Source organism: Intestinirhabdus alba (assembly GCF_009711095.1).
In the GTDB taxonomy this organism is placed as follows: Bacteria; Pseudomonadota; Gammaproteobacteria; order Enterobacterales; family Enterobacteriaceae; genus Intestinirhabdus; species Intestinirhabdus alba.
Genome location: NZ_WMJZ01000073.1, coordinates 1 through 5,398, shown reverse-complemented (window position 1 = coordinate 5,398; position 5,398 = coordinate 1). Strand labels below are relative to the sequence as shown.

Genomic DNA, 5,398 nt, shown 5'->3' with positions numbered 1-5,398 from the left:
CCGAAGGCCAAAGCATAAGGCACAGGAGGTGCGATGAAAATATACCGCCCGCTATGGGATGACGGGGCTTTTCTGGCTCCGCAGCAGTTTCAACAGCAGGCACGCTGGGATGCGCACGTTGCCGATATCGTTTCCCGGATGGCGCTGGCCCATCCGTGGGGCGTCCTGTACGCCGAGTTTGATGACGGCGCGCTCTCACTTTCCCGTCTGAACGCCACCCGTCTGGCGGTACGCTTCGCGGACGGGACGCTGGTTGATACCGATCTGGCCGACAATCTGCCGCCGGCCTGTGATTTGTCGGCCGTAGGGCAGGAGAGCGTTGAGGTGCTGCTGTGCCTGCCGCTGCTTAACGCCAACGGCGGCAACCTCGATGACGGGCGCGACAGCGCCCGACCGCGACGCTGGCAGTCGGAGCGGGTAATCGTTCAGGAGCTGGCGGGGCATGAGCGCAGCGAGCTGGCGGTGCTGCGTCATGCGCTGACCCTTCGCCTGTCTACTCAGGAAAACAGCGCCTGGCTGACCTGTCCGGTGGCAAGGCTGATGCATAACGCCCAGGGGCAGTGGGTCCAGGATCGGCGTTTTATTCCCCCCTTACTGTCGCTGTCGGCAAGCCCGGCGCTGGTCGGTGATTTGAAAGAGCTGCTGCACCGCCTGCAGGCCCGCCGCAAGCGGCTGATGGCGATGCGTCGGGAAAGCAACGAGCGGATGGCGGACTTTGCCGTGGCGGACGTCTCCCTGTTCTGGCTGCTGAACGCCCTGAACAGCGCCGAACCGGTGCTGACGGAGCTGCATCAGACGCCGTCCCGCCACCCGGAGCTGCTCTACCGTGAGCTGGCACGGCTTGCAGGCAGCCTGCTGACCTTTTCCCTTGAGCATAACGCCGATGACATTCCGCTTTACCAGCATGACGCGCCGGAAAAGGTTTTTCCGCCGCTGTTTACCCTGCTGGACGCTTTACTTGAGGCCAGCCTGCCATCGCGGGTTATCGCTATCGAGCTGGAGCAGAGCAAGGATCGCGAGATCTGGCATGGAAAACTGCATGACGCACGGCTGCGCGAAGGCGCGGATTTCTATCTCTCGGTACGCTCTGCGCTGCCGAATCACGAGCTGCAGACGCGCTTTCCACAGCTGTGCAAGGCCGGCAGCCACGATGATGTCTCAGAGGTCGTCAATATTGCGCTGAGCGGCATGGTGATTAAGCCGCTCAGCCACGTCCCGGCGGCCATCCCGCTGCGGCTGGAAAACCAGTATTTTGCGCTGGATCTGACCACGGCGGCGGCCCGCGCCATGCTGGATGCGGGGAACTGCACCTTCTATACCCCGGAATCCCTTGGCGAAGTGAAACTTGAACTGTTTGCGGTGCTGCGCTCATGAACGACATCAGGATGGAAATAATTAATAAAACCTTTTATCCCGGCTGGCTGATGGTCAGCCAGCTCCGCAGCGGTCAGGAAATCAGCGACGGCGATGCGCTTTATCGTCGGGCCTGCGAGTGGGTAACCACCGCGCGGGCGTCGCTGACGGAAGCCGGCTTTAGCGAGCAGAGCCGCGAGAGGATGCTCTACGCCTGGTGTGCTCTGCTGGATGAGAGCGTCCTCAACCGCGACAGGCAGGACGACGGCTATCGTAAATGGCGTCGGGATCCGCTGCAGGCGCACTTTTTCAGCACGCTGAACGCCGGTGAGGAGCTGTGGGAGCGTATCCGCACGATCCTGCGGGAGCCAGCGCCGGACGTCGCGGTATTAACCTGCCTGTACCGCACGCTGCAGTTGGGCTTCGTCGGACAGTATCGGGCGCAGAATGATGAACAGCGGGAGGACATAGTACGCGCGCTCGCCGAGCGCGTGCCGCCGTTCCCGCTGACGCAGGAGGCACCGGTGGTGGTAAGGGCGTCACGGCTGCGCAGCGGTCGTCGCCTGTACTGGCTGGGCTGGTTTGCCGGAGCGGCGGTGCTGGCGGCGATGTGGTTCACCTTCTCCTCGCTACTGTCGCAGATGGTGTCGCAAATAGCGGAGCGGGGATAACGAATGCGCGACTTTTCCCGTACGCTGCTGACCCTCCTTGCCTCGCTTTTGGCGCTGTGGCTGGTGTGGGGCTTCTGGCCGCTTTCGAACTGGAATCGGGTGGTGCTCAGCCTGTCTATTTTATTGATCGGGGGAGCGCTGCTGTGGCGCGGATGGCGGCAGGCGCGGCGGCGTCGCGCCGTCAGCGCGCAGCTAGCGGAGAATCATCTGCCGCCGGAGGATTATCAGGGGGCGGTGGTGCTGGTCTGCGGCGATACCGCTGCTCTGTTTATGCCGGGTATGCCTTACCGCGAATCCCGCCAGGGCTGGTATCTGCATGTGGAAAATGCCGGGCAGCTGCCGCTGCTGGCGCAGCATCTCGCCGCGGCGCGCCCGGCGCTGGTGTCGCAGATTTCCGTGCTGCTGGCCGTCCTGCCGGAACAGCAAACTTCCGAAGAGCGTCTGGCGCAGAGCCTGCGCGGCTGGCACCGAAGCATCGTGCAGTGCCGGACGTGGCTGAACGGCCTGCCGCCCGTCTGGAGCGTGACCTGGATATCGCCGCCGGATAGTCGCCGTGAAGCGGCGGCCCAGTGGTTTACCGTGACGCCGGAACTGCCCGGCGTACGGGTGCGTCCGGAGGGGCAGGTTGCGCAGCCTGTCGCCAGCTGGCAGCAGGAGGTTGGGGCTGACGCATCCCGGTTTTATACCGCCCTGTGGCTGGACGGCGCGCTGGCTTTTCTTGAACAGCGGATTGGTCGGTTATTTAACGCTCGCCAGGGCGAGCTTCCTCCGCTGACTTTCTGCGCTACCGGGGTCTGCCTGGCGACGGTCGCCGGCAGTGCGGATAACCTCTGGCAGAGGCAGATTGCCGACGTCACCACGCTCGCTCCCGGCTACAGCGCCACCGCAACGCCGCTGCCGCTGCCGGACGTTCTGCTGCCTTTTCTGCCGCGTCGCCACGGCGTCAGCCGTCGGATGCAGGATATCCGTCTGGTCGGCGCCCTTGTTTTTGTCTTCCTTTCGCTGGCGATGGCCGCCTCCTTTATTAATAACCAGCGTTTGATCCGCAGCGTCGGCGATCATCTGGCGCTCTATCATCGTCTCAGCGGCACGCCGGTGGCACCGAAGCTGCAGGCGCAGGAGCGTTTGCGCGCCGACAGCCGCCGCCTGGATGAGTGGCTGCGTCGCGGCGAGCCGTTGCGCTATGGCCTTGGGTTGTATCAGGGGATGCGCTTAATCCCTCCGCTGGAAGCGGCTATCAACAGCTGGTCGCCGCCGCCGCGACCGGTAATTACAACGGTTGTGCAGGGGCCACAGACGATACAGCTGGACAGCATGTCGCTCTTCGACTCCGGGCAGTGGCGGCTGAAGCCCGGTTCAACAAAGGTGCTGGTTAACGCGCTGGTAGGGATCCGGGCGAAGCCGGGCTGGCTGATTGTCGTGGCCGGCCATACCGACAGCACGGGCGACGAGCGGGCCAACCAGGCGCTCTCCCTGAAGCGCGCCGGCGCGGTGCGCGACTGGATGCGCGACACCGGCGACGTGCCGGAGAGCTGCTTTGCGGTGCAGGGCTACGGCGAAAGCCGCCCAGTCGCCACCAATNGCGGTGCAGGGCTACGGCGAAAGCCGCCCAGTCGCCACCAATGACACGGCGGAGGGGCGCGCGCTCAACCGCCGGGTCGAAATCAGCCTGGTGCCGCAGGCGGGAGCCTGTCGGTTACCGGAGCAGCCCTCTGCGCCACTGCAGGGTGAAAACTTAGTGGAGTAGCCCCGATGGCCGGTCCGGCTTATATCAGGCGGACCGGCCAGAGGCCAGGCAGTATCCGGACAGGTGAAATCTTTCACCACAAATACTTCAGGGTAATGGTTCCGGGCGGACGGCTTTATCTGTTCGCAGAACGTTGCTGAGCGTCTGCCGGAGGGGGCGCTCAGCAACGCATTCACAACCTGAGATCGGCCCAGTGCGCCCTGGCCCCTGCTGCATAAGGAAAGGCGATGGGCGGTAGCGTGCCCGCATAGGCCGATCGCGGCGTATATGCGTTGTATTCTACCGGCGCGGAAGGACCGGTAGAGCTATTACGCTGCGGCGATGGACGCCGGGCAATCTGTCATTTTAACGAGCGAAGCCGGCGGCCGGCTGTCCGACCGGGGTAAAAACTATCTCCATGAGGTTTGATTATGACTGAGAAGAGGGACGACAAATTAAAGGACGGTGGTCTCAGGCGATTAACCGCCGGTGAGATACAGCTGGCGCAGTCTGTTTTTATCTCCACGATTGCGTACCATAAGGTCTGGATCCATAAAGGAAGTTATTTACCGCTTAATCTGCAGAACGAATATGCGGTGATGACGCCGAATGGCGAACTCTATTTTCGCTACTGGTATCGGGATGATTTTTCTCAGGAGACCGTCGATCTCCAGCATCTGTTTATTCATGAAATGGGCCACGTCTGGCAACGAGAAAAGGGCGTTAACATTATTGGCAGAGGCTTAGTAAGCTGGGCCGTAAGCTATAGTTATACACTGGATGGGCGGCTGTTAAGTGAATATCCCATGGAGCAGCAGGCACAAATCATTGCGGATAATTTTGTACTGCAGAAGCTGGGATATAAAGAGTGGGAGCGCCTGCGGATGAAACATCAACCGGAAGTAACGTACAGGGGGGAGGCGTCGGAACCGGTAATACGGCAACTGTATCGCAACGCATTACGAGGGTTTCCATGGTAAAACCGCAGTGCTTTAGTAAGGGAGCCAGCCTTCCGCTTTTATTCTGTCTGCCGCTGCTAACGGGATGTCCGGGAACGGGAAGCGGTGACTATTTGCGGCCGGATGAGACCGCTTATGTCAGTAAAAAAGGCGAAAAGATCTGTTTTACGATCCCTGAGGCGGAAGATTATCAGCCGGTCTATATTGCGATTAATCCGCGAGGGAGGCCGCCTGGCGAGCAAACATTTACCCAATATCCGCCCCTGCGCGTGGATAACGGATGGCTATGTATACCTCCGTCTTTTTATCCGTTCCCCGACAGTTCATCCGTTCCCTTTATTGTTGAAACTATTTTGCATTCTTCCGCTACGAATAAACCGGCACGAACCTTTGTTGCGGGAGTCGGCCTTTCAAATGGCCGGGTTTATGCTGTTCCGCTGACAAACAAGGAAATAACCCGGTAAGCGTCGTTACTGTGACGAAACCCGATTTGCCCTGCGCCGTAGTCTGATGAGCAGGCAAAGATGCGCCCGCAAGGTGAGAAACAGGCGCAATGACTGTAATTAAGGAGTGATTATTGTGAGTCTGATGGACCCCGTCAAAGAGTTATTTAACGCCAGCCTGAACCGCTACCGGCTGGATATTCCTTCCTGCGCTTCAGCCCTGGACGTGGAGCATTTCAGCGGCCG

Annotated in this window: 4 protein-coding genes and 1 pseudogene; all 5 read left to right on the top strand. The window is 60.8% G+C overall.

What is annotated here, in order from left to right; all coding sequences use genetic code 11:
* The first annotated feature begins 33 nt into the window (after positions 1–33).
* Positions 34–1,374, top strand: a complete 1,341-nt coding sequence (gene tssK, locus GJV78_RS22195) for a type VI secretion system baseplate subunit TssK (protein WP_155110243.1) — start codon at positions 34–36, stop codon at positions 1,372–1,374.
* Between the two features lie 11 nt (positions 1,375–1,385).
* On the top strand, positions 1,386–2,024 hold the full coding sequence (tssL, locus tag GJV78_RS22190; RefSeq protein WP_407929081.1) for a type VI secretion system protein TssL, short form: 639 nt from the start codon (positions 1,386–1,388) through the stop codon (positions 2,022–2,024).
* Positions 2,025–2,027: 3 nt separating this feature from the next.
* Positions 2,028–3,771: pseudogene (locus tag GJV78_RS24055) on the top strand (OmpA family protein).
* 410 nt (positions 3,772–4,181) lie between these two features.
* Positions 4,182–4,730, top strand: a complete 549-nt coding sequence (locus GJV78_RS22180) for a type IV secretion protein Rhs (RefSeq protein ID WP_155110241.1) — start codon at positions 4,182–4,184, stop codon at positions 4,728–4,730.
* Positions 4,724–5,173 (top strand): putative T6SS immunity periplasmic lipoprotein, encoded by a 450-nt coding sequence (locus GJV78_RS22175; protein ID WP_230979216.1) that lies wholly within the window; start codon positions 4,724–4,726, stop codon positions 5,171–5,173. The genes GJV78_RS22180 and GJV78_RS22175 overlap by 7 nt, the downstream gene beginning before the upstream one ends.
* Positions 5,174–5,398 lie beyond the last annotated feature (225 nt).

Coding starts and splice junctions, on each gene's coding strand:
- tssL (WP_407929081.1), top strand. CDS start 1,386: ATGGAAATAATTAATAAAACCTTTTATCCCGGCTGGCTGATGGTCAGC.
- tssK (WP_155110243.1), top strand. CDS start 34: ATGAAAATATACCGCCCGCTATGGGATGACGGGGCTTTTCTGGCTCCG.
- GJV78_RS22175 (WP_230979216.1), top strand. CDS start 4,724: ATGGTAAAACCGCAGTGCTTTAGTAAGGGAGCCAGCCTTCCGCTTTTA.
- GJV78_RS22180 (WP_155110241.1), top strand. CDS start 4,182: ATGACTGAGAAGAGGGACGACAAATTAAAGGACGGTGGTCTCAGGCGA.